The sequence below is a fragment of the Nisaea acidiphila genome (assembly GCF_024662015.1).
GTDB lineage: Bacteria > Pseudomonadota > Alphaproteobacteria > Thalassobaculales > Thalassobaculaceae > Nisaea > Nisaea acidiphila.
In genome coordinates, this window is the sequence record NZ_CP102480.1 from 2,215,475 (window position 1) to 2,241,607 (window position 26,133).

Here is a 26,133-nt window from a genome sequence, read left to right on the forward strand (position 1 = left end):
CGGCCGGATGCTGGGAAACGGGGCGGATCTTATGGAGTGCGACTGGGATCAGGGAATACCGGCCGCGCTCCGGATCGGCCGTATCGAAGGCACCGCGTTTGGAATTGAAACTGCCGACCGTCACTCTTTTTTCACCCTTGCCCCGGAACGATTTGGCGCCCGCATTATAGACGATCGCGCCGTCCTGATCGGCCCCGAAAACGGGCAGCGCGATCTCACCGTCGAGATGGCAGAGGGATCCTGGACCGCGTCCATCGCATCGACGGTCGGCCCGAGCCGCCTCTCACTCGCTGCCTCGCTTACCACGCTTTCGCCCTCGTTTTTCCAGGATTTCGTTCTGCGCGCCGTTTTTTCTGCCTCCTCCTTCCACGAGGCCGAGATCGGCGGCGAGCGTTTCGCGCACGAAAACCGGAACCTTTATCATCAGCATGCGGTCCGCGAGGCAAAGCTCAGCGGGCCGAACGGCACGCTGACGGTCCGTGTGACCGGCGCAGCGGCGCGCTCCTGGTTCGACCAGTGGCTCTATGTCCGCGATGCGCCGGAGGGGTGGGTCGTACATGCGCGGCTGCTGCCGCGGGAGCCCTATGCCAGGCTTTGGGTCCGCTGGTTCAACCGCTTCGGACGGATCTCGCTGCCGGATGCCGCCAGCCGCGCCGTCCTCGCCGTGCCTTATTTCCGGGAGAAGCTTTGGTACGCGGCGGAACGCGGCGGAGCCGGCGCATTGCAATTGCAGGCCAGCGGCCTTGCGGGCGTGCCGGCGGAAGAAACCCTCTCGCTCGCGATGGAACTCGATTTTGACATCCCCTGATTCCGGCCTTGCCTGCCGCCTCGAAACCCTCTCGCTCGGCATTGCCGAAGCGCTCGCCGGGCAATGCGACCGCCACCACGGTTTCGCGGAGACCGAGTTCTACGGCACTGCCTTTGCCTGCATGCTCTGGTGCCGCTGGCCGGATCGCTTCGCCGCCGATCTTGAAGCCGGGCTGATGCGCCTGAAACAGCAGGACAAGCGCGCAAGAATCGGGCTCTGGGAGAACCCGTTCCACTGGGAGTTCGTAAGATTCGCACTTGCCGACCTGTTCCGCCACGGTTCGGTGGCCGCGTTCCATGGCAGCGACGAGGTTCTCGAGAAGCCGGCCTTCGTCGGCACGCGCGTGGCGAACTGGATGCTGCTCAGAAGCACGGCGCGAATCGCCGAGGGGCGCGGCACCTGGCTCGGACGGCTGGAGCGCCGGGTCGCGCTCTCGGTCTATCAGCAGCCTGGCGGCTTCATCGAGGATCAGCGCGGCGCGCCGACACAGCAATATCATGCCTTCATGACCGCCCTGCTCGGCTATCAGATCGTCGTCCTCGGCGAGGACTCCGCGTTCCTGCACACACGCTTCGAGACAGCGCTCACAGCATTGCAGCGCACAGCCCTGCATGACGGAGAGGTCAACGCCATCGGCCGCGGCCAGTTCCAGAGCTTCGGCTATGCGGCATCCATTCTCGCCCTCGCCTACGGACTCCGGCTCGGGCTTGCGGCCGAAGGGGCGCAAACCCTGCTGGAACTTGTGCTCCAGCGACTTGAGCGGTCGGTCGCGGCGGATGGAGCGCTGCCCCTGATGCTCATTGAGGCTGCGGGCGCGCCCGGCACACCGCCGGTGCATCCACATCAGAGCCGTATCGGCTGGCATTCCTACAATAACGGACCCGACTATCTCGCCTTCACCGGCGCGGCACTCAAGCTGGCCGCCGAGCAATTGACCGGCATGACCCTATCGTCACGGCCGTTGTCGCCACCGGAGCAAGACACGCTCTCGGACGGAATACGGGCGGTTCGAACTCCGGTATGGTCGGCGATCCTCACCCTGCCGCATGCGGGCCTGACGGCGGCGCAACCGCTCCCCTACATCGTCTTGCCATCTGGGGCGCGCCCGCTTCCGGCTTATGGGGGCGAAACCCTGCCGGAAAGCATCTACACCGCTCTCGCCCAGCCATTGCCGGTTCTCGAGGCGCCGCCCGGAACGTTCCGCACCCTCTTCGGCGGCGCGCTCTTCCGCTGGGACGGACCTGACAAGATCGTCGGCGAGGGCACGTCGTTCCGCTTCGAGCGCCGTTTCGATTTCACCGACGACATGATCACCATCGAAGACGCGCTGATCCTGAACCAGCCGGACCCGGAGATGCGCCTCCACCTCCCTTGGCTGCCAATGCCGGACGGCTGCGATGCGACCGACAATGGAACGGTCTTCAAGCTGGACGGCGCGCGTCTCGAGAGCGATCTACCGCTGACGCCGGTGGAAACGGCGGGGAGGCAATACGGCATGTCGGGCGCACTTCGGATTTGGTCGCACGCCACGGCGGCGCCAAGCGGCGGAGACGTCGCGCGGGCCGCCTATAGGGTCAGACTCACCCCTTGACCCCGTCCACCAGCAGCGACAGATGGGAGGAGGGAAAGCTCTTGTCCGGCGTGCCGTGACGGCGGCTACGATGGATATGCCCGCGCTCAGCGGGCCACGCCTCTTCATGGAACCGGCCGCCCGCGTCGAACCACTCTCCCGGCTCCACCTCGAACCCGGCTCCGGCAAGCGCCGCGCTCAGGCTTTCAATTGTGAACAGCTGCTTGTGGTCGTCGGCGCCTGGACCGATGCCCCCCGGCTCCACGTTGCGGATATAGTCCGGGTCCGGATTGTGCCCGTCCGGCACCGCGATCCGGATCGTGCCCCCAGGCTTCAGATAGCGATAGGCATTCGCCAGCACCTTCGGGATCAGATCCGGCGGAATATGTTCGAAGACATGCTCGGCCAGCAGCCGCTCGACCCGGTTCTCCCCGCCGACCAGATCCGCCCATACGGCCGGGTCGGTCGCATCGAAGAAGCCGATGTCGGAGCCGAGCCAGTCCGGCTCCGGAGCGGCGCCGCCGAGGACGATCTTCAACGGCCGTCCGTCCCTGGCCGCGCGGCGCAGACGGCGTTCCGCCGCCCGGTCCCGCAGTGGCCGGAGCAGAAGCTCGGAAATTTTCCGTCTCAGGTCCATCCTGCTCACGTTCATTTAACCATTACGCACAAGAATACGGCGCAAGCGGTTGCGAAATCACGATTAAGTCACCTCGGCGCACGATATACGAGCCGCAGTGGATCTGATAGGTTAATCGCTCCCGATTCGCACGCTCTGCAGAGGATCCATGCCGGCGGACGCGCCCCCGACCGTCTCCGTTGTGACAACCGCCTACCAGGCCGAGCGCCATGTCGCCCGGGCCCTGCGTTCGGCGGCGGCGATGGCCGGCGGCTGGCCGGTCGAGATTCTGCTGTTCGATGACGGCTCCACCGACGGAACGGCGGAGACGGCGGACCGCGTCGCGGACGAAATACCGGAAATCTCGGTGATCCGCGGTGGGCGATGCGGCCGGGCCGCCGCTCTCAACCGTGCCGTTTCGGCGGCGCGCGGACGCTACGTCGCGATCCTGGACGCGGACGACATTGCACTTCCGAACCGGCTGACCGCCACGCTGCCGATGCTGGAAACCGGCTTCGGGCTGGCCATGACCTGCTCCGAGGCGCTGGTCTTCGAAGGTACCGCGCCCGCTTCGCCGGCTGGCGACCTGACCCGTACCGAAGAGCACGATGTCAGCCCGGCGGCACTTTACGTTTCCAACCGCCTCGTGCATTCCACCGTGCTGTTCCGGCGGGACGCCTGGGAAGCGGCGGGCGGCTATGACGAGCAACTCGATGTCTGCGTCGATTACAGTTTCTATTTCCGCCTGCTTCGGGTCGGCGGCATCCGGCAGAGCAGCGCCGTGACCTGTCTTCGCCAGCGACGCGGTGACAGCTATTTCGCAGAGAAATCCCATCGCAGCTATACCGACGCCCTCGCGCGGATCCGCGCCGAGGCGCGGGCCACACTGCCGATCCCGCTCTGGGCCCAGCTCGCCGCGACGGCACAAAACGCCAAACTCGGCGCCGAAGCGCTCGCACATTATTTCCACCCCCGGCGCGGAGCGGCCTGAACGATGCGAAACGAGAGGCCGGAGTCCCCCGAAACCGGGCAGGAGCTGCAGCCGCATATCCGCGGCGCGCTCTACCGCAGCGCCATGGAGACCCGTCGTCTCGGCCATGCGGCACCGCTGAGCGTCTCGCTGCTGATGACCATCATTTTCGCCCAGGCCCTGGTGACGATCCCGGCGCAGTTCCGGGTGATCCCGGCCATATCCCTGGGCGGTTTCCTATCGCTGCTCTTCGTCCTGCTGCTGGTGATGCATTTCCTCATGCGGCCTTACGTGGTCAAGGAGGCGCGATGGCCGGTTTTCATGTTCCTGCTCTTCATCGCCTGGATCGCCTACGGCTTCATTTTCTACCGGCTGACCGTGCCGGGGCTGCAGAATACCGTCATCATCATCTCCAGCATCCTCTCCTTCGTCGTCGCCGCTCAGGTCGCCAAGAGCATCCGTGCACCGACCCGCTCCATCGTCCGCGCCGTGCTGATCGCGATCTGGATCCCGGCGGTGATCTACGTGTTGGCGATTCCGGTACTCGGTTTCGGCCATACCCAGATCTTCGCGCCGCGCTCACTCGCCGGTTTCCTGCTGATCGGGATCGCGATCCATTGCGGTTTCTGGCGGCACGGCTCGCGCGGCGATCTCTGGCTTGCGCTGTTTCTCTACGCGGTGGTGGTGCTGTCGCTCTCCCGCGCCGCGATGGGCATGGGTCTCGGCGTCTTCATCCTGGCGCAGATGCGGCTGAACAGCTTCGCGGGCTGGCTCCGCCTCACCGCCATTCTCGCCGCCGCGGTCGGTCTTGCCGCCATTCTGCTGTTGAACTTCGAGCCGCTGAAACAGCGCTTCTTCTCGGGCGATCTCTCGGCCTCTGTCGGCGGCGTGCAGATCAACACCATGGGCCGCGTCGCTGCCTGGACGACCGTGATCAACTCCGCCCTCGAGGCCCCGATCGTCGGCAAGGGGCCGGCCTCCAGCACCGAGGCACTCGCCAACCTGCATGCCGGGATCGAACACCCGCACAACGACTATCTCAGGATCTGGCACGATTACGGCGTGATCGGCGTGGTTCTCTGGTTCGGCGCCTTCGGGACCATGATGGTCGCCTGCCGGCGCCAATATAAGCGCTTCCAGCAATGGGGTGCGCGCGAGACCTCGCTCGGCGCCGCGACATATCTGGCGCAGATCACCCTGCTCGCCCTGATGCTGACGGACAATGTGCTGATCTATTTTTACAATATGGTTCCCATCTTCATCCTCTCGGGCCTGGTGCTCGGATCGCTGCCCTATGCCCCGCTGCTCCGTCGCCCTGCTGGTTAATTTCGTCCCGCCCTACCGCGTCGCCCTTTTCAGGGCGCTGGAGCGGGAGGTGCGCCGGCTGACCGTGCTGGTCTCGACGGAGATGGAGGCGGACCGGCCGTGGCAGGCGGAGACGGCGGGGCTCGATATCCGCCGCATCCGATCCTTCGCGCTGCCGTACCGGCGCCACCACCCGGACGGGTTTTCCGAAGCATTGACGATCCATTTCTCCTGGGACCTGCTGCCGCGCCTTGCCAGCCTTGGCCCGGACGTGGTGATCAGCAGCGAGTTCGGCTTGCGCAGCCTGCAGGCGGGGTTCTACCGGTGGCTCGCCCCACTCTTCGGCCGTCGCACGCGTCTGCTGGTCTGGGCCACGGTTTCGGAGCAGACGGAACGCGGACGCGGCGGCCTGCGCATGGGGCTCCGGCGTCTGATCGCCCGGATGGCGGACGGGGCGGTCACCAACGGCGCTTCCGGCGCACGCTATCTGGAAAGCATCGGCTTCGTACCGAAACGCATCTTCCAGATCCATCAATCGACCGATCTCGAACGGTTCGACGCCCTCCCGCCAGCGGCGCCAGGCCCGGATGGAACGATTCGGCTTGTTTCGGTCGGCAGCCTGATCCCCCGCAAGGGGCTGATGCCGTTTCTGGAGCGCCTCGCCGCCTGGTGCCGGGCCCATCCGGAACGGAGGTTGCACTGGCGCCTCGTCGGCGACGGCCCGGAACGGGCGAAGCTCGAGGCTGCCGAACTGCCGGCGAACCTCGAAATCGAACTGGCCGGAAACCGCGACTATGGGGCGGTGCCAGACCTGCTTACGGACCGGGACCTTTTCGTCTTTCCGACTCTCGCCGACGAATGGGGACTGGTGGTGAACGAGGCCATGGCGGCGGGTCTTCCGGTGTTCGGAAGCCACCTCGCCCAGGCGGCGGAGGAAATGATCGCGGAGGGCGAGAACGGCTGGCTGTTCGATCCGACCGACGGAGATGGCACGGACGCCGCACTCACCCTCGCGCTCGGCACGGATGCGCCGGCACGCGCCGCAATGTCGGAGGCGGCGCGGAAGACCGCGCGCCTGTTCTCTCACGAGAACACGCTCCGGCGCATGACAGCCGCCATTGACGGGGTGTGGGACCGATGAGGGTGCTCTTCGCCCATTGCCATTATAAGCAGCACGGCGGGGAAGACCGCGTGGTCGAGGCCGAAATCGCGGCGCTTCGTACTGCGGGGCATGAAGCCGTTCTTCTGGAGCGCGACAACCGTTCTATCCGCAGCACCTGGGACGCGGCGCGCACCGCCTGGGAGCTGCCGGGGACGGAAAAGCTCCGCGCCGGGCTGCGTGAAGAGATCGCGGACGCCGCGCCCGACATCGTCCATGCCCACAACATCTTCCCGCTGATCACCCCGTCGCTTTACGACGCAGCCGGGGATCTCGGCATCCCGGTGGTCCAGACGCTGCACAATTACCGCAATATCTGCGCTTCGGCCCTGCTGATGCGGGACGGGCGGATCTGCGAGGATTGCGTCGGCGCCAGCCCCTATCGGGCGGTTCTGCACCGCTGCTACCGGAACTCCGTTCCCGGCTCCCTCGCGCTTGCCCGCATGATCGACCTGCATCGCCGGCGCGGCACCTGGAAGCACGCGGTCGGACGCTTCATCGCTCTGACGGAGTTTTCCCGCGGCCGCTTCGTCGCCGGCGGATTGCCCGCGGACAGGATCTCCGTGATCGGAAACAGCCCCGGCCCCGCCTTCGCCGCAGCGCCGGATGACGGGCCGCGCGAAGGCGCGCTCTTTGTCGGACGGCTCTCGGAGGAAAAGGGCATCGCTGCCCTCCTGGACATCTGGCGCACGGACTGGCCGCCGCTCCGTGTGATCGGTGACGGACCGGACCGTCCGGCCCTCGACAGGGCGGCGGCGGAAGGCCGGGCGGTCGCGCTCGGAACGCTGGGAGCGAGCGAAATCGCGGCCGAAATGCACCGCGCCGCGCTGTGCGTTTTGCCGTCCCGCTGCTACGAGAATTTCCCGATGACGCTGGCCGAGGCGTTCGCCGCAGGTCTGCCGGTCGCCGCCTCCCGTATCGGCGCGCTCGGCGAACTGGTCGAAGATGGAAAGACAGGCTGCAGCTTCGATCCGTTCGACGCCGCCGACACGGAACGCGTGATCGGGCGAGCGCTCTCCGATCCGGCCCGTCTGAGACGATGGGGCAAGGCGGCACGGCAACACTACGAGGAAAGCCTGAGCTCGGATCGGAACACCGCCGCGAAACTCGCGCTTTACGAAGAGCTGATTTCCGCGAGGGCCGCGGCATGAATCAGCCGGTTTCCACGGTCCGCGTTCTAGGCCGACAGGTCGCCGCGGGCAGCTTCGCCGCGATCGGCGAGGCGGTTCTCGACCTCGCACGTAGAGGCGCCCAATCCTATATCTGCGTTTCCGCCACGCATCCCCTGTCGCTCGCCCGGAGCGATCCCGATTTCGCCCGCGTGCTCGACGGGGCCGCGCTGATCCTGCCGGACGGGCGGCCGGTGAGCTGGATCCAGCGCCTCAAGGGGTTCGCGGGTGCCGAACAGGTCTCCGGCCCGGATCTCGCGCCCTGGCTGGTCGCGCGGGCCGAAGCGGAAAAGATCCCGGTCTATTTCTTCGGCGGACTGCCGGACGAACTCACAGCGCTGAAAGCCACACTGGCGCAAAAACATGCGGGCCTCGACGTTGTCGGATGGGAATCCCCGCCGACGCTCCCGGAGCGTCCGGATTTCGACCCCGAAGCAACGGCACGGATCAATGCGAGCGGTGCGAAACTGGTCTTTGTCGGTCTCGGCTGCCCGCGCCAGGAATGGTGGATGGCCCGGCACAGTCCGGAGATCGGCGCCACCCTGATCGGCATCGGCGCGGCCTTCAACTTCATGTCCGGCCGGCTGGAACGGGCGCCCCGCTGGATCCGCGCGCTCGGGCTCGAATGGCTGCGCCGCCTGCTTGCCGAACCGCGCCGCCTGGCCGGGCGGTATCTCGTGCATAACAGCCGCTTCCTCTGGTTCGGCCTGCTCGACCTCCTCGCGCACTGGACCGGCCGGAGGGAGGAGCGATGAAGCATTATCTGATTACCGGCGGCTGCGGCTTCATCGGCGGACATCTGGCGCATGAACTCTCGGCCGCGGGACACCGGGTCACCGTTCTCGACGATTTCTCCAGCGGCCGGGAAGACAATGCCCCTCCGGAGGCACGGATCGTGCGCGGCTGCGTCACCGACGGAGCCTTGCTTTCCGAGCTTGCCGGGACATGCGACGGGATCGTTCATCTTGCCGCCATCGCCTCCGTCGAGGCGGCCGCCGACGACCCGGAACGTGCCGTAGCGGTGAATGTCGGAGGGACGCGCAACGCGCTCGCGGCCGCCCGATCCGGGAATATCCCACTGGTCTACGCTTCCTCCGCGGCGGTCTACGGCGATGCGGGTGCGCGCCGGGTCCGGGAAAGCGACCGCTGCGCCCCGATCTCGGACTACGGCGCGCAAAAGCTTGAATGCGAGAGGGAACTGCGCGGAATCGGTCCGCTGGCAACGATTGTCAGGCCGTTCAATGTCTACGGCCCGCGCCAGCACCCGGCGTCGCCCTATAGCGGGGTGATCGCGCGTTTCATCGCGCTCTGCCGGACGGGCGAACCGCTACGGATAAACGGTGACGGTTCGCAGAGCCGGGATTTCGTCTATATCGCCGACATCGTGCGGCTCCTCACCGCCGCCCTGAAGCGGGAGGCGGGCGAACCGCTCACGGTCAACGGGTGCACCGGACAGACTGTCACCGTTCTGGAGCTGGCAGGCGCCATAGCCGCCGCCTGCGGCACCGAGCCCGATATCCGGCACGGCCCGGCGCGGGCGGGCGATATTCTCCATTCCTGCGGCGACCCGGACCTCGCCGCGGCGAGCCTCGGTTTCAAAGCGCGGACTCCGCTTGATGCCGGACTCCGGGAAACCGTCGCCTGGCAGCGCGGCACGGATCAGTAGGCGGAACGTCCGGTCCCGACCTCGATCACGGTGAGCGCCAGGATTTTCAGATCGAAGCCGAAGGACCAATTCTCGATATAATGCAGGTCGAGTTCCACGCGGCGGCGCATCTTCTCGACCGTGTCCGTTTCCCCGCGCAGACCATTCACCTGGGCCCATCCGGTGATCCCCGGCTTCACCCGGTGACGGCCGATATAGCCGTCGATGATGCCGGCATAATAGCGATTGTGGGAGACCGCGTGCGGGCGCGGACCGATCAGCGACATGCTTCCGCCAAGCACATTGAGCAATTGCGGCAGCTCGTCGAGACTCGTACGGCGGAGAAAATGGCCGAGAGGGGTGACCCTCGGATCGTTCCGGGTCGCCTGCTTCAACGGGCCGCCATCGTCCGGGTCCTTTTCCGAAACCCGCATGGTACGGAATTTCAGCATCATGAATTCGTCGTTGTTGAAACCGTAGCGGCGCTGACGGAACAGTACCGGGCGCCCCATCGTGACGAGTATGGCGAGCGCGATCGCCAGCATGACCGGCGCCAGCGCGACGAGCATGGCGGAACCGAGCACCAGATCGGCGCAGCGTTTCTGGACGCTCGACCAGCCGCCGATCGGTACATCGGCGAGAACGATCCCGGCCTGTCCGGCGACGCGGTCGATCCCGAGCACCGGGATTCCTTCGAGATGGTGCGGCAGGCGGAGGCGGACATTCACCGGCTGATCGCGGAGACGCGCGAGAGCCGAGCGAAACGCCTCCTCATGTTCAGGTTCGTAACAGAGCAGAACATCGTCGACCCTGCCGGCGGCGATAATCCGCTTCAGGCTTTCCTCGGTCCCGAGCAGCGGAATTCCCTGCAGATCCTCGTTACCGAGACCGTCACCGGCAAAGCCGCCGATCAGCCGGCTGGCGCCGCCCCGGGAGGAAATCAACGCCAGGGTTTCCCGCTTCACCAGCGACGGAGAGCCGAGAACAGCGATACTGGCGGAGAACCAGCCGGACCGGCGCACCCTGCGGATCCAGGCGAGTGCGAGTGTCCGCACAAACACGAGCGCGACCCCGCCGCCGAAAACCATTTCGGCAAGCCAGAACCGCGAGAAATCCTCGGATATCTTGAAGACGAACAGCGCGACGATGAAAACCACCATCGTCCCGATCCAGCAGCGCAGGGACTGCATCGCGTGAATCCGATCGTCCTCTCCGCGATGAAAGGAATAACTTCCCTGATTGCTGCCGCAGAGCAGATAGAGCGCACAGAGGAACAGCCCCGCGAGGAGGTAACGCTCCGGTAAGATGAAAGAGCCGCTGCGGACGGCATATCCGATCATGTTGATGATGAAGAGAGTCGATGCCTCGAGGGCGGCGAGGCCCACCGCCAGCCAAATCAACGATCCGTTGCGCATCTCTCAGGACGCCCCGCTACGGACGGCGGTCACCGGACCTGGCCCCAGTCGCGATCCTCGCGCTCCAGCGGTACGCCCGCATCGGCTCCGTAATACTGGCCGTCATATGCCTCGGCACCGCCGTCGATGGACTGGATGCGGAGGTCGTTCTTCGACATCACGATGCCGGCGAGATTCTCGCCAAGTTCGAAGATTTCCCGGATGGTCTGTTCGGCGGTTTCGCGCCGCGTGCGCTCCCATTCCACGACGAACACCGTGGCATCGACCTGGGGCACCACGACCAGCGTATCGGACACCACCGAGGCGGGGCCGGCATCGACCACCGTGAAATCGAAATTCTTCTCCGCATAGCGCAACAGTTCGGCCATCCGGCGGCTGCCGAACAGATCGTCGGAATTCGAAATCAGACCGCCCGTGGCCACGTAATGGATCCCGAGTTCGAGATCGAACTCGATGGCGTCCTCGACCTCGCCGTCCCCTTCGAGGAACTGCTTGAGACCGCGGCTGCCGTCGCCGTCGAGCTGCTTGGTAACCGACCCGTTCACCGTGTCGCAATCGATCACCAGCGTTCGCAAACCGGCCGAGACCGCATTCACCACCAGGGCCAGCGCGATGGAGGACTTGCCCTCGCCGGCGATCGACGAGGTGATCAGCACGGTACGGATCGGCTTGCCCTCGCCCAGCAGGTTAAGCGCGGTACGGAGCTTGCGGATTCCCTGGCCGACGGCGGAGCCCGGCCGGCGCCGGACCATTTCAAAGAGCGGCGATTTCGCTTCCTTCACATAATGCGAAAGCGGAATACTCGCGATCACCGGCAGCCCGGTCGCCTGCTCGACCTGCTTGGCGTTCTTGAAACCGCGGATCAGGAAGTCCATCAGCAGGGCCAGCAAGGCGGCGAGGATCATCGCCGCCAGAACGGAGGCGAGCACCGCCAGCTTCTTCTTCGGTGCGATCGGCACCCGCGGCACCACGGCGCGCGAAATCACCTCGGCGCCCACCTGTTCGGGTTCCTGGCTTTCGAGATCGACCGCCGCGAGGCGGTTCAGCATGATCTCGTAGAGATTCTGGTTCGCGAGTACCTCCGCCTGTATGGCCCGCAGGGCAATCTCCGCCTCGGTCTGCCCTTCCATCACCGCCTTCAGTTCCGAAACCGCGTTCTGCACGTTGGCTTCGCGGACCCGGGCGATTTCGGTTTCGTTACGCATCGACTGGACGATCTTGCGCACCTCGCCGGCGATCGTGGCCCGCACGTCCTCCAGCTCCCGCCGGGTCTTGATGACGTCGGGGTGACCGTCGCGCAGGGTTGTCAGCTGTTCCGCGAGGCGCTGCTGGATCTGCGCCTCCTGAAGACGGAGATTGTTGATCAGCGTCGAGGCGAGAACCGGCGCGATACTCTCGGTGCCCTTCTCCTGATCGATCAGCAACTGTACCTGACGCAGCCGGGCCTCACGTTCGGCGCGCTCCGTGCTGGTCTGGATCAGCTGGTCGTTCAGCTTTATGAGCTGCTGGCGCATGAGCTCGGTCCCGCGGACATCGAGCAGGCCTTCCTCGCGGCGGAACCGCTCCAGCTTCTCCTCCGACTGCAGCAATCGTTCCTGCAATGCCGCCACCTGATCGGTCAGCCACCGGCTCGACTGCCGAACCGCGTCGTCGCGCTGATTGCGCTTCTGTTCCAGGAACATGTCCGCGATCGTGTTCGGTACCCTGGCGGCGAGCGTCGGGTCGTTGCTCTGAAACTCGATGGTGATGACCCGCGAGAGCTGCTCGCCGTCGACGGCAAGGCGGTCGAGGAAACTGTTCGTGACCTCAGCGCGCAACGCATCTGCGGAAAGCGTTTCCCTTTCCGCAGATGCGCCGGCGGGAAGTTCGGTCAGGTCGATCCCCAGATTGTCGATCAGCCACCCGTTCGCGCTATCGAACCAGTGCGAAAGCGTCTCGTCGAGATGGAGCATGGCGAGCAGCTCGCCGGCACTCTTCTTCACCGCCCCCCATCCGGAATCGCCGTCCGAGCGGAGCGCGGGGTTGAACTCGGGGAGCCGGTCCAGCTCCAGCTTGTCGATCACCTTCTCGGCGAAGGTGCGGGACTGCAGATAGGCGGTTTCCGTCGGAAGGTTGGCGCTGTTGGTTCCGAGGCCCTGGGGCAAGGTGAAACCCTGGATATTGTAGGTGCCGCCGCCCTCTTTCATCAGTAGCTTGGCATTGCCCGAGAAGACCGGTTTCAGCGAGAAAACGACGAGTCCGGTTGCGAGCGGCACCAGAACCATCACCGTCAGGATCAGGAACAGGCGGCGGCGCATGACCGAAAGCAAGCGCCATAGATCGAACGTCTCGCCCGAATCGAGCGGATCCGCGAACAGGGCCGACGGCGCCTCTGCGCCGCGTCGACCTCTCGGGAATGCCGTGACGTTCGCCATCCTGCCCCTCAGAACCAGCGCCGCTTGATTTCGATCACGTCGCCCGGAAAGACGGCGGTGTCGAGGCTGACGTCGCGTACCGTCTGCCCATGTTCGGTGCGCCGGGTGAGCTGTACCTGGGTCTTCGCGGCGCGCCGGGTGAACCCGCCGGCCTCCGCCACCGCCTTGCGCATGTTGAGACCGAGCATGAAATCATAGCTCCCCGGCGTGTTGACCTCGCCCAGTACGTAGAATGGCTGGTAGCGGGCAATCACGATATCGACCTTCGGATCGATGACATAATTCCTGTCAACGACCTCGGTCACCAGTGCGCGCAATCCCAGAGCCGTCTTGCCCCGGGCCTCGATCTTGCCGACAAGCGGCAGTTCCAGCATCCCGTCATCCGCGATATCGACGATCGCGGACAGTTCCTTGTGACCGAATACGGTGACCGCGACGCGGTCGCCGGAGACGAGACGGTATTCAGCAATCGTCGGCGTCGCGGGCGGCGGCAGCTCGTCGACTTCAGGAGACGCGCAGGCAGCGAGCGCCAAGCAGATCCCAAGCAGGCCAAGGACCGCCACGCGGTTCGATGCATATCGCATGATGTTCCGCATCGGCTTCTCCTAGAGGCGCCCGAGATTGAACGGATTGACGACTCCCTCGTCAATCCTGCAGCACAGTTTCACGCCGATCCGGAAGGCCACGGTCGAAGCCTCGAAATCGCGGCTCGCCAGAGTCGAGTCCGACACTTCGTGCTCGAAGCGCAGCCCTGCGAACAGATACTCGTTGATGAAATAGGTCGCGTTCAGACCGACCGTATAGTCGTCATCCTCGCGGTCGGTCTGCTGGTAGTCCTCGTTCGAATAGCTGAGATAACCACTCAGGATCAGCTGCTCGACCGGATCGTAATCCAGCCCCAGATTGAAACCGTGCACGAGTTTGGTGCCGGCCGTCGGATCGTCGGACTGCTGGTTCTCGATGTCCGCACCGGCGCTGAAGGTCATCACCGGCGTGACGTTCCAGAGCAGAGCGCCGGAGGCAACCAGATCGGTCTGCGAATCCCGGTCGCTCTCGTCGAAGATACGGTGGGAAACCCCGACCCTGCCGGTGAAGACACTGACCCCTGTGATGTCCCGCGCGGCGCCGACGGTCACCGTGGCGCGCGTGGAATTCTGATCTTCCGAGATATCCTCGACGAACACCTCGCGCAGCAGGCTCGGCGAGACGAAGAGGTCGTACTCGCCGCCGGTCGATACACCGACGAGCCCGCGCAGATTGAACGAGGTCCGGTCCAGGGAGTCGCGGCTGACGCCATCGGTCGAATTGTAGCTGCGGTGCACGACCTCGCCGACGAAACGGGAAAACAGCCGGTCGTTCTGCCGGTCGTCGAAGGTCGCTCCGGCAAGATACTGGTTGAAAGTCAGCGGCTCGAATCCCGCGCCCGGATCGGCATCGTCTCCGCGCGGGATATGCCCTCGCTTTATCTCGGCGAACCCGCGCGTGAAGAGATCGTGGTCGAGATCGAACCGCGCCGCGGCGCCCAGACTGACATCTGTCGTGTTCTCCCGGCTCCTGTCCGCCACCCTCCGGTCGTCGACCCCGACAATCAGCAACGCCTCGTGATTGGTCCAGTTGGACCGGAGCGCGGCCTCGGCCTTCATCTCCGTGAAAGCCGATTCGATCTCGTTATCGGTGGTGCGCAAGACATTGCTGTCATGCCCGACGTCGAGGGTCGCGCGGGGAAACAGGTCGAAACTTCCGCCGACCCGCGCCATATCCGAGGTGTCGTCCGGGCGCGTCAGCAGATCGAGGGAAAGTCCGAAACTCTGGAAATCGAGCCGCGGACGGCCCATGACCGATTCCTTGCCGGCGAGCTGCGCCTCGGCCGCGCCGGAAAAGGCGGCGAGCAGAATGGCGGCAAATACCGGACCGCCCAGCCAAAGCGCGCGACGGCGCCCGGGCGAGGGCCATGAGCGAAGGAACTCCATGTTACAGGCCAGCTGACTCGATCCCAGGTTCCGTTGAGTTTTTGCTCAGGAAGCGCTTTAAATTAATCGAATTATACATTGAAACAAAACATTTTTATGAGCATATTTCGGTGACAGAGGTGAGTTTGCGCGCGAAAAAGTAAACATTTGGTAGCTTTTTATGCAAATATGCGGACATTCGGGTTCTGTTTACCAATCAGTCATCCTCGGTCACATAGATTGCAGAAACGCCGCCTCGTCCGCGGCGCGCGGAGATTTTTACCGGGTGTCTGCGCGATCAGTGACGTGGTAAGTAGTTGGCTAGGAAACGGCCCTAGGGAGTTGAAGCGGAGGACCGCATGGCGCTAAGCCAAGTCCAGAACCGGAATCGGGGCCCGAGCCAGGAATACCTGCTGCTCGACTATCTCCAGCGTCTCGGACGGAACGTGGAAGGCCGCATGGCGGTGCATATCCACCTGTCCCGCCTGCGCCCGCAGAACCGTCAGGATCACCATATCCGGATCGCGGCCGCGACCTTCGAGGGCATGGTCCAGAACTACGAGGGCCAGATCTTCATCCTGAGCAATTCGGACCTCTTCTTTGTCTGCAAGGACGCGACGGTCGAAGATATCGACGCCGCCATCATGAAGGTCCGCTACCTCTTCTCCGAGGATCCGCTCTCGCAAGGCGACGAGGAGGAAGACCTCGCCCGTTTCTGCTCCTGGTACAATGTCGCGACCCAGTTCGAGGATCTGCTGGAGCTGGTCAAGCAGATGCACCGCGAGCGCGAACGCAAGTCGCGGCTCGCCGTCAGCAGCGAGCAGAAGGTCGATCCGCGCAGCAAGTCGTCGCGAAAGCCGCTCGACCCGGAGCAGCTCGGCAAACTCGAGTCCTTCCTGCAGCGCGCCGATCTCTCGAACCTGATGCGCCGTCAGCCGGTCTGCGCGCTCACGCCGAACAACCCGAATCCGCAGCCGGTCTTCCGCGAGCTCTTCATCTCGATCCACGACCTGCAGCAGACCGTGCTTCCGGAATTCGACCTCGCCTCGAACCTCTGGCTCTTCCAGCACCTGACCCAGACGCTGGACGCGCGGATGCTGTCGCTGCTGATCCGCAACGACGACAGCTCGATCGCCAGCTCCTTCAGCGTCAATCTGAACGTGCAGACCATCCTCTCGCCGCCGTTCCTGAATTTCGATTCGAGCCTCAAGGCGGTCGCCCGCGGCACCGTCGTCATCGAATTGCAGAAGATCGACATTTTCGGCGATATGGGCGCCTACATGTTCGCGCGCGACTTCATGCGCGAACGCGGTTACCGGATCTGTCTCGACGGCCTGAATCACCTGACGCTGCAGTTCATCGACCGCGACCGGCTCGGCCTCGACCTGCTGAAGCTGATCTGGACCCCGGACATGGCCGACGACATGTCGGGCGCCCGGACCACGGAGCTGAAGGAACATGTCGACCGCTGCGGCCGCGCCCGCATCATCCTGACCCGCTGCGACAGCGACGAGGCCGTGCGCTTCGGCCAGTCCCTCGGGATCACGATGTTCCAGGGCCGCTATATCGACAAGCTGCTGAGCTCCGAAGGGCGAGTGGCCTAAGAGCGGCCTCCCCCGGCCCGCCCCCAACAACCAGGTCGTCATTCCCGCGAAAGCGGGGACCTAGGGATCGGAGAGCGAGCTTGTGTTCCCCGGGTCCCCATTTGCATGGGGATGACAACATTTTGGGTGCGTAGGAACACTAACCCCGCGGCGCGTGCTTGTTCAAAATCCGCTGCAGGGTGCGGCGGTGCATGCGCAGGCGCCGGGCGGTCTCGGAAACGTTGCGGCCGCATTGCTCGAAGACCCGCTGGATATGCTCCCAGCGCACCCGGTCGGCGGACATCGGATTGTCCGGCGGCGGCGGCAGGGCTTCGGCGTGATCGAGCAGGGCGGCGGCGACCGCGTCGGCGTCGGCCGGCTTCGGCAGGTAATCGACCGCTCCCGCTTTCACTGCGGCGACGGCCGTCGCGATATTGCCGTAGCCTGTCAGCATGATGATGCGGGCATCCGGATTGGCGTCCCGTAGCGCGGTGACGACGTCGAGCCCGCTGCCGTCGGTCAGGCGCATGTCGAGCACCGCATAAGCGGGCGGTTCGGCCTTCACGGCCTCCAGCCCCTCCGCGACTGAGCCCGCCCCGGTTACGGAGAAACCGCGCTTCTCCATCGCCCGGACAAGCCGGTTGCGAAACGGCTCGTCATCGTCGAGCACCAACAATTTCCGGGTCTCGTCGACCCCGATCTGATCGTCTGTCACCTAGCGTCTCCGCCATTTCCGGCCGGGAACGGCCATCCCCGCTTACTTAAAGGAAAACTGTGGACCGTCAAGAATCCGTCACCCCGGCCTCGAGGTCGGGACGGGTCCATCGCACGGCCACGCGCGCACCGCCCTCGGCCCGATTCGAGAAGGCGAGGGACGCGCCGCCGCGCTCCAGCAGGGTCTTGGCGATGAAGATGCCGAGCCCCATATGGCCGTCCTGGCCGGCCCGGCTGGAGACATAGGGCTCCCCCAGCCGGTCGAGGACCAGCGGCGCGAAGCCGGGCCCGTCATCCTCAATGATGATAGAGGCGGTGTTCTCGTCCCAATAGACCGTGATCTCCACCGTTTCCGACGCGAACTGGACGGCATTCTGCACCAGGGTTCCGATACCCTGGTTCATCTCCGGCGTCAGCACGACCCGCGGCTGATCCGCCGCGGCCGCTTCGCCCGGCTCAAGATCGAGCGCACCGTCCGGACCGTGCTGCTCAATGATGACAACGACATCCTCGCGCTGATGCGGCGCCGCCGCGCTCTCGACCATTGCGCTGAAGGGCACGGTCTTGAACGGCCCTCCGGTATCCTGATCGGGACGGCGGGAGAATTCGGTCAGGATATCGCGGCAGCGGGCGGATTCGCTCAGCAGCAGCTCCACATCCTCGCGCCATTCGCTGTCTTCGGGCAGATCCTTGCGCAATTCGCGCGCGACGACGGCGATGGTGCTGAGCGGCGTGCCGAGCTCGTGGGCCGCCGCCGCGGCCAGCCCGCCAAGCGCGGAAAGCTGCTGCTCGCGCGACAGCGCGAGCCGGGTTGCCGCGAAAGCGTCGGACATGCGCCGCGCATCCCGGTTCACACGGTAGGTATATCCCGCGATGAACAGCGTCGCGATGACGATCGCGACCCAGAGCCCGACGACATAAAGATCCGGCAGTTGCAGAGCCTCTTCCGGCCAGGGAAGCGGCTGATGCACCACCGCGAGCAGCGTTGCCGAGATCAGCGCGAGGAAGCTCAGCCAGACCGTCGCCCGGCCGGAAAGAATGGTCGCCGAGACGGTGACCGGCGCGATCAGCATCAGCGCAAAGGGGTTCTGAAGGCCGCCGGTCCAGTAAAGCAGGTAGGCAAGCTGGGCGATATCGAAGGCCAGCCCGAAAGCCGCCGTACGGCTGCTCTGGCGCACGGACTGGCAGACGAGGTTGTAGAACGCCCCGAAAGCGACGATGCCGAGCGTGATCTCCAGCGGCAGGGGGAAGCCGAGACCGAAATGAACGACGAGAAGACTGACCAGCTGGCCCATCAGGGCGACCCATCGGATCATGGTCAGCGTGCGCGCGCCCGCCGGCCCCAGCCCGTCGGCACGGCCAAAGCGTTCTTGCGGGTCTTCCAGGTTGCTGCGCTCCAGGGCCACGCGCTTCGTCTCCACGGTTTCCGTCATTGTCCACTAACACGCCTCAGTCTATGGTCGCGACGGCCAAATCGGCATACTCGGAACTGCAACCCCATCGAGTCAGATTCAATGAGCAAGGCGGTCATCGACGTCCGGGACCTGAAGAAGCGCTATGGCGACGTCCATGCGGTGCGCGGAGTCAGCTTCACCGTCGAGGCGGGAACGACGGTCGGGCTGCTCGGCGGCAACGGCGCGGGCAAGACAACCACCATCGCGATGACGCTCGGCCTCCTGGAGCCGTCGGGCGGCAGCGTTTCGATCCTCGGCTGCGACATGGCGCGCGACCGGTACCGGGCCCTGCCCTACATGAATTTCTCCTCGCCCTATGTCGACCTGCCGCACCGGCTGACGGTGCGCGAGAATCTCAGGATCTATGCCGGTCTCTATTCCGTACCCGACCCGAAAGCCCGGATCGACGAGCTCGCGGCGCAGCTCCATATGGAGGATTTCATGACCCGACCGTCCGGCAGGCTGTCGGCCGGACAGAAAACCCGGGTGGCGCTCGCCAAGGCGCTGATCAACAGGCCGCGCGTTCTGCTGCTGGATGAACCCACGGCCTCTCTCGACCCGGATACGGGGGACTGGATTCGGACCTATCTCGAAAACTACCAGCGCGACACCGGGGCCACCGTGCTGCTCGCCTCGCACAACATGCAGGAGGTCGAGCGGCTCTGTTCAGAGGTCCTGATGATGCGCCAGGGCGCCATCGTGGACCGGGGCAGCCCGGCGGCGCTGCTGGCGAAATACGGGCGCGAAAGCATGGACGAGGTCTTCCTCGACATCGCACGGCAGACCGGTGCCGCGGTCGGTGCGAACGGCCAGGAACAGGGGGCGGCATGAGCGCGGATCTCGATTTTACCCCTCCGCCGGCCTCGCTGTTCTCGTCCCGCCGGGTCGGGGCGATGGCGCTGCGCTATTTCTACCTGCTGCGCAGCTCCTGGCCGCGGCTCATCGAAATGGCCTACTGGCCGACGATGCAGATGATCCTCTGGGGTTTCGTCACCAAATTCTTCATCGGCGAGTCGAGCTGGATCGCGGGTGCCGCCGGCGTGCTGCTCGCGGGCGTCCTGCTTTGGGACATCCTGTTCCGGGGGCAGATGGGCTTCGCGCTCTGCTTCCTCGAGGAGATGTGGTCGCGCAATCTCGGCCATCTCTTCGTCAGCCCGCTCAGGCCGCACGAATTCATCGTCTCCATGATGACGATGAGCCTCGCCCGGACCTTGATCGGCGCCCTGCCGCCCGCCATTCTGGCCATACTGCTCTATCAGTTCTCGATCTTCACCCTCGGCCTGCCGCTGGTCGCTTTCATGACCTGCCTCTTCTTCATGGGCTGGGGCATCGGGCTGCTGGTGATTGGGGTGATCCTCCGTTTCGGGCTCGGCGCCGAGTCCCTTGCCTGGGTGCTGGTCTTCGCCTTCGCGCCGATCTCGGCGGTCTATTACCCGGTCGAGGTCATGCCCGAATGGCTGCAAATCGTCGCCTGGTGCACACCGTCGGCCTATGTCTTCGAAGGTATGCGCGAGGTGCTGTTCCACGGCAATTTCAGGCTCGACCTGATCGCCGGAGCGATGGCGATGAACCTGGTCTATTTCGCGATCGGCTCCGCCGTCTTCTGGTGGGCCTACCGCTATGCTCGCCGGGAAGGCAAGCTGCTTCAGGTCGGCGAATAGAGCGGCGCCAGGATATCCTTCAGCCCGGCGACCTTCGGATCGCCGGAGGTGAGAATGTAAAGCCCCGCCTCGTGCAGGCCGACCAGATGCATTGCCGTCATCCGCAAATCGCGCTTCAGCAATCGCTCATAGAGTTCGACCAGCGGGACCGGCACTGTCTCGATGTCCTCCGCCTCGTCGAACGAGGTCTCGCCGGTCACCTCGGCGCCCACCGCGAGAAAGCTGAAGCAGGTATTGTTCATCGTCGCGGCGTTCGGGAACATCTGCCCGGTCTGCACCCAGTACGGTGCCTCTGCGCCGGTCTCCTCGGCAAGTTCGCGCTTGGCGGTGCCGAGCGGATCGGTCTCGCCCGGATCGACGGTTCCGCTTGGCAGCCCGAGCACCACCTCGCCGATACCGTGACGGTATTCCCGGATCATCAGGACCTGCCCGTCCCCGGTCACCGGAACCATGTTCACCCAGTTCGGCAGCTCGATGACGTGATAGGGCTCGACGATGACGCCGTGCGGCGTCTCGCAGCGATCCATGCGATGGGAGAGAAACCGGTCGCGGAAATTGATCCGGCTGTCGAGCACGCGCCAGGGTTTGGGCATGGGACCTCTCCGATGGCTCAGGAGGGGCCGCTGACGCCGGCATCGGCGAAAGTCGCCATGCCGTTATGACAGGCGACCGCCGCCTTGACGATGCCGATCGCGACCGCCGCGCCCGAGCCTTCCCCGAGCCGCATGCCGAGATCGAGCAAAGGCTCCTTGCCGATCTTCTCCAGCAGCAGCCTGTGGCCCGGCTCCGCGGAACAGTGCGCGACCTGGCAATGCTCGATGCTGCGCGGATCGGCGGCATAGAGGACCGACGCAGCCGCCGTGCAGGCGAAGCCGTCGAGCAGGACCGGGACCCGGCCCATGCGCGCGGCGAGCACCGCGCCGGCGATCGCCGCGAGCTCGAGACCGCCGACGGAAGCGAAAAGCTCCAGCGGATCATCGGTCCGTGCCTTGTGCAGAGCAACGCCGTCGGCGACGGCTTTCACCTTCGCCTTGTAGGCGTCTCCGGTGACGCCGGTGCCCGGTCCGGTCCAGTCCTCGGCGCTGCCGCCAAACAGCGCATGGGCGATCGCGGCCGCCGAGGTCGAGTTGCCGATCCCCATCTCGCCGAGACAAAGCAGATCGATGCCCGGCTCCACCGCCATCATGCCGTAGGCCATCGCCTTGGCGCATTCGTCCTCACTCATGGCCGGCGCCTCGGTGAAATCCGCTGTCGGCTGCTCCAGCGCCATCTCGTAGACCCGGAGATCGGCATCGTGCAGCTCGGCGAGCTGGTTCACCGCCGCGCCGCCCGAGACGAAATTGTGCACCATCTGCTGGGTCACCGCGGGCGGATAGGCGGAGACGCCCTTGGCCGTCACCCCGTGATTGGCGGCGAAGACGCAGATCCGCGGATGGGCGATGCTCGGCGGATGCTTGCCCTGCCAGGCGGCGACCCAGCGGGTCAGCTCCTCCAGCTTGCCGAGCGCGCCTGCGGGCTTGGTGAGCTGCGCCTCGCGGCTCGCGGCTTCGGTACCGGCCTCTAAATCGGCCGGCGGCAGGGCGCGGAACAGGCCGCGGATCTCGTCGAAGGTCGCGCTCTCGGGGGAAAAACGTTCGTCGCTCATGGCCGCCAATCGAAGAAGTCTTGCAGGTTGCCGCCCCCTATACAGGCCCGGACCGCGCATGCATAGTCCGCGGGCGACGGCCCGCGCCGTCCGAAGAGCAGTTCCGGCGAGGGAAGCGGAGAACATGGCGAGCGAGAAACCGGCTCCGGCACGGCGCCCCTGGTGGGCCGACGACCTCGCCCTCGCCCTGATGTTCCTGACCCGCCTGCCGGTCCCGGCCCCGCTCCGCGCCGAACGACCGCTGATGCATGCGGGCTGGGCCTTCCCCCTCGTCGGCCTCCTCACCGGCGCACTCGGCGGCGGCGCGCTCTTGCTCGGCGCCACGGTCGGACTTCCGCTACTTGCGGCCGCGCTTCTCGCGCTCGCTCTCGGCGCCATTCTCACCGGCGCGCTGCACGAGGACGGGCTCGCCGATCTCGCGGACGGGTTCGGCGGCGGCGGCACGAAAGAGCGCAAGATCGAGATCATGCGGGACAGCCGGGTCGGCAGCTACGGCGTACTGGCGCTCGTCATCGTGACCGGCCTGAAGGCCGCCGCGCTCGCCAATATCGCCATTGCCGCGCCCTGGCTCGCCGCCTTCGCCTTCGCGGCGGCGCAGGTGCTCGGGCGGACCGCGATCCTGCCGGTCGCCTATTTCCTCGCCCCGGCGACGGCAAGCGGCCTCGGCACCGGCGCCGGGCGGCCGAAAGCGGTAACCACGGGACTTTGCATCGCGCTTGGCACCCTCATCTGTTTCTCGCTTCTCCCAGGCGCGGGATTCGTCACCGCGCTGATCGCGACATCGCTCGCCGCTTTGGCGACGGCCGGCCTCGCACAGCGCCAGATCGGCGGCTACACGGGCGACGTACTCGGCGGCAGCGAGCAGGTCGTCGAGTGCTTCGTCCTGCTCTCCCTCTCCCTGCTTCCGGCCGGCGCGGCCGGTTTTTCCTGGCCGCTATGAGCGCGGCGACCCGCTGGCACCTGCTGCGCCACGCCCCGGCGGCCGTGGCGAAAGGGACGATCTACGGCCGCACGGACGTCTCCGCGGAACCGCAGGATCCGGCGGTCCTTAACCGGATCGCCGCCCGGCTGCCCACGGACGCCACCCTCGTCACCACCCCGCTCCGCCGGACCGCCGAGACGGCTGAAATGCTGCGTTCCGCCGGTTGGGTCGCGAGTGCGGAGACAATCGAGCCCGCCTTCCGGGAGCAGGATTTCGGCGCCTGGGAAGGCCGGACCCATGCCGGTCTCGCGGAAGGCGGATCGCCGGACTATGCCGCGTTCTGGGACGATCCCGCGCGCAACCGGCCACCGGGCGGCGAGAGTTTCGCCGACCTCGCGGCGCGCGTCGCGCCCGCCCTTGCCGGGCTGAATGCGACCCATGCGGGACGGGATATCGTCGTCATCGGCCACGGCGGATCGATCCGGGCCATACTCTCAGTAGTGCTGAAACTGACGCCTGAGGTCGCGCTCTCGCTGGACATCGCGCCGCTCTCCCTCAGCCTCGCCGATCATTTCGCCGGCACCGGCGCCCTCCCGCCATGGCGGCTGCGCGGGATCAATCTCCCGCCGGATAACTGAGCTTCACATTGCCGCCACAAGGACCATTTAGGAATCTGCCGGCCAATCAGAGTGATCAAGGGGATCCAGGATGCGTATCAGTCTTCTCGCCGCTTTTCTTCTCACCGCGGCGCTTCTGGCCGGCCCGGCCCGGGCGGCGGACGAGGCTCCGTCCCTCACCGTCGAACGCGCCCGGCTGACCCTGCTGGATCTCACCTCCGATCCGGACACGGTCGGCCCGGTCGCGGATTACCTGAAGAAGGCCAAGGGCGTCCTGATCATCCCGCAGCTTGTGAAGGCCGGGTTCATCGTCGGCGGCGAATACGGCAAGGGTGTGCTGGTTGCCCGTACCGCGCCCGGCGACTGGAGCGATCCCTCCTTCTATTCGCTGGCCGCCGGAAGCATCGGCCTGCAGATCGGTGTCGAGGCGAAGCAGATCCTGCTCGTCGTGATGACGGAAAAGGGCCTGAACTCGCTCATGAGCGACCAGCTTAAGTTCGGCGCGGATGCCAGCGTGGCGGTCGGCACGCTCGGCGGCGGGGTCGGCGCGTCCAGCGCCGGATCGCTCGGCGCGGATTTCATCGCCTTTGCCAAATCCAAGGGCTTGTTCGGCGGCGGCGCCCTCGACGGCGCGGTCATTCAAACCCTGCCGGAGCAGAATGAGGCGTTTTACCGCACCGCCGCGACACCCAAGCAAATCCTGATCGAACGCACGGTTTCCTCCGGCGAGGCCTCACAGCTTCGCAATGCGCTCTCGAAATACTGACTCGGCCTCGCCATATTGCTGGAGGTAGGCCCGCGGGACGGGCCGGCGCACATGACCGGATAATCTTATGTCGAAACGGACCTTCCTCTTCCTTGTCAGCTTCCTCGGACTCGCGCTCGTCGGCTCGATCGCGGCCGGCTACTGGCTGGTCAGCGGCGGACGCATCGGCCAGACGGAGACCGCGGACCTGATCGGCGGTCCCTTCAGTCTCACCGACGAGACCGGCGCCACGCTTTCGAACGAGGATCTGAAGGGCCGCTACATGATGGTCTTCTTCGGCTACACTTACTGCCCGGACGTCTGCCCGACGACCCTGACCGTGGTGACCCAGGCGCTCGACATGCTGGAACCAGAGGTCCGCGAGAAGGTCGAGCCGGTCTTCATAACCATCGACCCGGCACGCGACACCAGCGAGGCGCTCGCCGCCTATTCGCAGCATTTCCACGACAGGATCCACTATCTGACCGGCACGCCGGAGCAGATCGGCGAGGTTGCCAAGGCCTACCGGGTATTTTACCAGAAGGTGGAGAGCGAGGAGTTCAGCGACTATCTGATGGACCACTCGACCATCACCTACCTGATGGGTCCGGACGGCCGCTATGTCAGCCATTACGGCTTCAATTCCGAGCCGGACGAGATCGCGAAGGACCTGACTCAGCGGATTGCCGGCTGACACCGGCCGATTTCGGCGCCGCAGGCACGGCAGTTCTTCCGCATCGTGGGCGCGGGTCCGCTTGCCGGGAAACATGCCCGGGACTAAGCTCCGGCATCTTTTCGCCTCTTCCAGACAAGGAGAATGCGCATGAGCTCGAGCCCGCGCATCACCGGCGTGATGGCCGCCGGCCTCACCGCCTTCAACGACGATCTCTCGGTCGACACGGACCTCACCCTTGAGCATACCGCTTGGTTGCTGGAAAAGGGCTGCGACGGCGTGCTGCTGTTCGGCACCACCGGCGAGGCCAACTCGCTCTCCGTCGACGAGCGGCTTTCCTTCCTCGACAAGCTCGGCGCCTCGAGCCTGCCGAAGGACAAGCTGATGATCGGGACCGGCTGCTGCGCCCTGCCGGACACCGTCGCGCTGACGAAGAAGAGCCTTGAGATCGGCATCGAGCACGTGCTGATGCTGCCGCCCTTCTACTACAAGAACCCGAGCGACGAGGGTCTCTTCACCCATTTCGCCCGCACCTTCGAGACCGTCGGCAGCGACGCCATGAAGGTCTATCTCTACCACTTCCCGCAGATGTCGGCGGTGCCCTTCAGCCATGATCTGATCGGCCGCCTGCTGAAGGAATTCCCGGACACGATCTGCGGCGTGAAGGACAGCTCCGGCGATTTCGAGAACATGAAAGCGATGGCCGAGAAGTTCCCGGGCTTCGACGTCTTCGCGGGCACCGAGCGCTACCTGCTCGACGTGCTGAAGGCGGGCGGCGTCGGCACCATCACCGCGACCGGCAACGTCACGGTCGGCGGCTGCGCCAAGGTCTATTCCGCCTGGAAGGCCGGCTCGGCCGATGCCGAGGCGCTGCAGGACCAGCTTACCCGCGAGCGCCTGACGCTGCAGAACTACCCGGCCGCGGCGGCCCTGAAAGAGCTGCTGGCCCGCAACAGCGGCAAGGCGAGCTGGCGCAAAGTCCGCGCCCCGTTCATGCCGCTTCCGGCGGAAAAGGCGACCTCGCTGGTCGCCGAGCTCGACGCGGTGGATTTCGCGCTGGCGGCCTGAGGCACCGGTACATTTATGCGAGAGAGCGCCC

25 protein-coding genes are annotated in these 26,133 nt (G+C 65.5%); 16 read left to right on the plus strand and 9 right to left on the minus strand.

Annotated features, from left to right (window positions below):
* The first annotated feature begins 7 nt into the window (after nt 1–7).
* Together NUH88_RS10150 and NUH88_RS10155 are read left to right on the plus strand one after the other, a co-directional pair.
* Entirely contained in the window at nt 8–808 is an 801-nt protein-coding gene (locus NUH88_RS10150) for a hypothetical protein (protein WP_257771874.1), read from the plus strand.
* The gene (locus NUH88_RS10155; protein ID WP_257771875.1) at nt 795–2,399 is read left to right on the plus strand and encodes a hypothetical protein; all 1,605 of its coding nucleotides are present in this window, start codon (nt 795–797) and stop codon (nt 2,397–2,399) included. The genes NUH88_RS10150 and NUH88_RS10155 overlap by 14 nt, the downstream gene beginning before the upstream one ends.
* On the opposite strand, the gene NUH88_RS10160 is transcribed toward NUH88_RS10155, so the two are convergent.
* Nucleotides 2,389–3,015 carry a class I SAM-dependent methyltransferase gene (locus NUH88_RS10160; RefSeq protein WP_257772178.1) on the minus strand — a complete coding sequence of 209 codons (627 nt, stop codon included), beginning with the start codon at nt 3,013–3,015 and terminating at the stop codon, nt 2,389–2,391. The two genes, NUH88_RS10155 and NUH88_RS10160, sit on opposite strands and share 11 nt — an antisense overlap.
* A 148-nt stretch (nt 3,016–3,163) precedes the next feature.
* Here NUH88_RS10160 and NUH88_RS10165 point away from each other — a divergent pair, with 148 nt between their 5' ends.
* The 6 genes from NUH88_RS10165 to NUH88_RS10190 are packed head-to-tail and all read left to right on the plus strand — an operon-like array spanning nt 3,164 to nt 9,263.
* Complete coding sequence (locus NUH88_RS10165) at nt 3,164–3,985, plus strand: glycosyltransferase family 2 protein (RefSeq protein WP_257771876.1); 822 nt, start codon at nt 3,164–3,166, stop codon at nt 3,983–3,985.
* A gap of 3 nt (nt 3,986–3,988) precedes the next feature.
* Complete coding sequence (locus NUH88_RS10170; RefSeq protein ID WP_257771877.1) at nt 3,989–5,290, plus strand: O-antigen ligase family protein; 1,302 nt, start codon at nt 3,989–3,991, stop codon at nt 5,288–5,290.
* On the plus strand, nt 5,259–6,410 hold the full coding sequence (locus tag NUH88_RS10175; protein WP_257771878.1) for a glycosyltransferase family 4 protein: 1,152 nt from the start codon (nt 5,259–5,261) through the stop codon (nt 6,408–6,410). Before NUH88_RS10170 ends, NUH88_RS10175 begins: the two co-directional genes overlap by 32 nt.
* Complete coding sequence (locus tag NUH88_RS10180; protein WP_257771880.1) at nt 6,407–7,579, plus strand: glycosyltransferase; 1,173 nt, start codon at nt 6,407–6,409, stop codon at nt 7,577–7,579. Before NUH88_RS10175 ends, NUH88_RS10180 begins: the two co-directional genes overlap by 4 nt.
* Nucleotides 7,576–8,352: a WecB/TagA/CpsF family glycosyltransferase gene (locus NUH88_RS10185; protein WP_257771881.1), complete on the plus strand. Its 777-nt coding sequence runs from the start codon at nt 7,576–7,578 to the stop codon at nt 8,350–8,352. The genes NUH88_RS10180 and NUH88_RS10185 overlap by 4 nt, the downstream gene beginning before the upstream one ends.
* Complete coding sequence (locus NUH88_RS10190) at nt 8,349–9,263, plus strand: NAD-dependent epimerase/dehydratase family protein (RefSeq protein ID WP_257771882.1); 915 nt, start codon at nt 8,349–8,351, stop codon at nt 9,261–9,263. The genes NUH88_RS10185 and NUH88_RS10190 overlap by 4 nt, the downstream gene beginning before the upstream one ends.
* On the opposite strand, the gene NUH88_RS10195 is transcribed toward NUH88_RS10190, so the two are convergent.
* The 4 genes from NUH88_RS10195 to NUH88_RS10210 are packed head-to-tail and all read right to left on the minus strand — an operon-like array spanning nt 9,257 to nt 15,041.
* Nucleotides 9,257–10,657 carry an undecaprenyl-phosphate glucose phosphotransferase gene (locus tag NUH88_RS10195; protein ID WP_257771884.1) on the minus strand — a complete coding sequence of 467 codons (1,401 nt, stop codon included), beginning with the start codon at nt 10,655–10,657 and terminating at the stop codon, nt 9,257–9,259. The genes NUH88_RS10190 and NUH88_RS10195 overlap by 7 nt on opposite strands.
* Nucleotides 10,658–10,686: 29 nt before the next feature.
* Nucleotides 10,687–13,071, minus strand: a complete 2,385-nt coding sequence (locus tag NUH88_RS10200) for a GumC family protein (protein WP_257771886.1) — start codon at nt 13,069–13,071, stop codon at nt 10,687–10,689.
* 8 nt (nt 13,072–13,079) lie between these two features.
* A complete protein-coding gene (locus NUH88_RS10205) occupies nt 13,080–13,667 on the minus strand; it encodes a polysaccharide biosynthesis/export family protein (protein WP_257771888.1) in 588 nt (195 codons plus the stop codon).
* A gap of 9 nt (nt 13,668–13,676) precedes the next feature.
* Nucleotides 13,677–15,041, minus strand: coding sequence for an outer membrane beta-barrel protein (locus NUH88_RS10210; protein WP_257771890.1), 1,365 nt, complete (start codon nt 15,039–15,041; stop codon nt 13,677–13,679).
* A 338-nt stretch (nt 15,042–15,379) separates the two neighbouring features.
* Between NUH88_RS10210 and NUH88_RS10215 the strand changes: the two genes are divergently transcribed.
* Entirely contained in the window at nt 15,380–16,624 is a 1,245-nt protein-coding gene (locus tag NUH88_RS10215; RefSeq protein ID WP_257771892.1) for an EAL domain-containing protein, read from the plus strand.
* A 139-nt stretch (nt 16,625–16,763) separates the two neighbouring features.
* On the opposite strand, the gene NUH88_RS10220 is transcribed toward NUH88_RS10215, so the two are convergent.
* Nucleotides 16,764–17,318 (minus strand): ActR/PrrA/RegA family redox response regulator transcription factor, encoded by a 555-nt coding sequence (locus NUH88_RS10220; RefSeq protein WP_257771894.1) that lies wholly within the window; start codon nt 17,316–17,318, stop codon nt 16,764–16,766.
* Between the two features lie 67 nt (nt 17,319–17,385).
* Nucleotides 17,386–18,750 carry an ActS/PrrB/RegB family redox-sensitive histidine kinase gene (locus NUH88_RS10225; protein ID WP_257771896.1) on the minus strand — a complete coding sequence of 455 codons (1,365 nt, stop codon included), beginning with the start codon at nt 18,748–18,750 and terminating at the stop codon, nt 17,386–17,388.
* An 81-nt stretch (nt 18,751–18,831) separates the two neighbouring features.
* Between NUH88_RS10225 and NUH88_RS10230 the strand changes: the two genes are divergently transcribed.
* Nucleotides 18,832–19,602, plus strand: a complete 771-nt coding sequence (locus NUH88_RS10230; RefSeq protein WP_257771898.1) for an ABC transporter ATP-binding protein — start codon at nt 18,832–18,834, stop codon at nt 19,600–19,602.
* Nucleotides 19,599–20,432, plus strand: a complete 834-nt coding sequence (locus tag NUH88_RS10235) for an ABC transporter permease (protein ID WP_257771899.1) — start codon at nt 19,599–19,601, stop codon at nt 20,430–20,432. Before NUH88_RS10230 ends, NUH88_RS10235 begins: the two co-directional genes overlap by 4 nt.
* Here NUH88_RS10235 and NUH88_RS10240 read toward each other — a convergent pair.
* Both NUH88_RS10240 and cobT read right to left on the minus strand, forming a co-directional pair.
* Nucleotides 20,417–21,025, minus strand: coding sequence for an NUDIX hydrolase (locus tag NUH88_RS10240; protein ID WP_257771901.1), 609 nt, complete (start codon nt 21,023–21,025; stop codon nt 20,417–20,419). The two genes, NUH88_RS10235 and NUH88_RS10240, sit on opposite strands and share 16 nt — an antisense overlap.
* Nucleotides 21,026–21,042: 17 nt before the next feature.
* The gene (gene cobT / locus NUH88_RS10245; protein ID WP_257771902.1) at nt 21,043–22,077 is read right to left on the minus strand and encodes a nicotinate-nucleotide--dimethylbenzimidazole phosphoribosyltransferase; all 1,035 of its coding nucleotides are present in this window, start codon (nt 22,075–22,077) and stop codon (nt 21,043–21,045) included.
* Nucleotides 22,078–22,201: 124 nt separating this feature from the next.
* On the opposite strand from cobT, the gene cobS reads away from it, so the two are divergent.
* From cobS to NUH88_RS10270, 5 genes are all read left to right on the plus strand, one after another.
* A complete protein-coding gene (gene cobS, locus NUH88_RS10250; protein WP_257771904.1) occupies nt 22,202–23,017 on the plus strand; it encodes an adenosylcobinamide-GDP ribazoletransferase in 816 nt (271 codons plus the stop codon).
* Entirely contained in the window at nt 23,014–23,637 is a 624-nt protein-coding gene (locus tag NUH88_RS10255) for a histidine phosphatase family protein (RefSeq protein WP_257771906.1), read from the plus strand. Before cobS ends, NUH88_RS10255 begins: the two co-directional genes overlap by 4 nt.
* Nucleotides 23,638–23,707: 70 nt before the next feature.
* The gene (locus NUH88_RS10260) at nt 23,708–24,382 is read left to right on the plus strand and encodes a lipid-binding SYLF domain-containing protein (RefSeq protein WP_257771907.1); all 675 of its coding nucleotides are present in this window, start codon (nt 23,708–23,710) and stop codon (nt 24,380–24,382) included.
* A gap of 67 nt (nt 24,383–24,449) precedes the next feature.
* Nucleotides 24,450–25,055 carry an SCO family protein gene (locus tag NUH88_RS10265; RefSeq protein WP_257771909.1) on the plus strand — a complete coding sequence of 202 codons (606 nt, stop codon included), beginning with the start codon at nt 24,450–24,452 and terminating at the stop codon, nt 25,053–25,055.
* Nucleotides 25,056–25,184: 129 nt separating this feature from the next.
* The gene (locus NUH88_RS10270) at nt 25,185–26,102 is read left to right on the plus strand and encodes a dihydrodipicolinate synthase family protein (protein ID WP_257771911.1); all 918 of its coding nucleotides are present in this window, start codon (nt 25,185–25,187) and stop codon (nt 26,100–26,102) included.
* Nucleotides 26,103–26,133: the final 31 nt, after the last annotated feature.